The sequence below is a fragment of the Klebsiella sp. C360 genome, from assembly GCF_048822415.1.
In the GTDB taxonomy this organism is placed as follows: domain Bacteria; phylum Pseudomonadota; class Gammaproteobacteria; order Enterobacterales; family Enterobacteriaceae; genus Klebsiella; species Klebsiella quasipneumoniae.
Genome location: NZ_JBMEZZ010000052.1, coordinates 1 through 1,157 on the forward strand (window position 1 = coordinate 1; position 1,157 = coordinate 1,157).

Below are 1,157 nucleotides of genomic sequence, written 5' to 3' on the forward strand. Positions count from 1 at the left end.
CCGTAGAACAAGCAGGCATCACGAAGCCCGCCACACCGCACACCCTCCGCCACTCGTTCGCGACGGCCTTGCTCCGCAGCGGTTACGACATTCGAACCGTGCAGGATCTGCTCGGCCATTCCGACGTCTCTACGACGATGATTTACACGCATGTGCTGAAAGTTGGCGGTGCCGGAGTGCGCTCACCGCTTGATGCGCTGCCGCCCCTCACTAGTGAGAGGTAGGGCAGCGCAAGTCAATCCTGGCGGATTCACTACCCCTGCGCGAAGGCCATCGGTGCCGCATCGAACGGCCGGTTGCGGAAAGTCCTCCCTGCGTCCGCTGATGGCCGGCAGCAGCCCGTCGTTGCCTGATGGATCCAACCCCTCCGCTGCTATAGTGCAGTCGGCTTCTGACGTTCAGTGCAGCCGTCTTCTGAAAACGACAAACAGCCAGAAAGGCTGTTACAGGCGATTTGATCTGCAACCTATTGGTTAAATTAATGTATCAAAAACGATGGTTTTTGTGACAGTCTTGAAAAGTCCTGACTTCTCCCGAAAAATGACTCCCCTCATGTAACAAAACTCGTTACTGTATCAACATAACAATAACCCCATAACTAATTAGCGAGAAAAGAATGAAAATCGGCTATGCACGTAAATCTACGCATCTTCAGGATGTGGCGCACCAGGTTGACGAACTAACAAAAGCTGGATGTGAGCAAATCTATCAGGATCAGACCTCACGTAGCGGCCCAAAGCGCGACAAAAAAGGTGCGCCGGAACTGGAGAACTGCCTGAAAGCATTGCGCGAGGGAGATACCCTAGTAGTTTGGGCACTAGATCGGCTCGGCGGTTCATTGGGTCAAGTCATTACTTTACTCGACGACCTGAAGAAACGCGGAATAACTTTCATAGCCATCAAGGACAGAATAGACACAAATGCGCCAGTTATAGGGGAAATCTATACTCATCTGATGGCGATATTCTCTAGCTTTGAACGCAACCGCAATATTGAAAGAACGCGCTCAGGCCTTGCAGCTGCACGCGCAAGGGGCCGTGTGGGAGGGAGAAAACCGTCACTTTCTGAAGAAGATGTTAAACAAATTAGAATCTTACTTGCTGATCCTGAAATGACAGTTGGTGCAGTTGCTAAGCGCTTCAACGTTTCTCGCATGA

Annotated in this window: 2 protein-coding genes; both read left to right on the forward strand. The window is 51.4% G+C overall.

Annotation, left to right across the window (positions count from 1 at the left end; all coding sequences use genetic code 11):
* A partial coding sequence (locus ACOI7D_RS27780; RefSeq protein ID WP_072262682.1) for a tyrosine-type recombinase/integrase occupies positions 1 to 224 on the forward strand: 224 nt, incomplete at its 5' end.
* Positions 225 to 616: 392 nt separating this feature from the next.
* Positions 617 to 1,157, forward strand: a 541-nt coding sequence (locus ACOI7D_RS27785; protein ID WP_371905260.1) for a recombinase family protein, incomplete at its 3' end; no start/stop codon positions are given.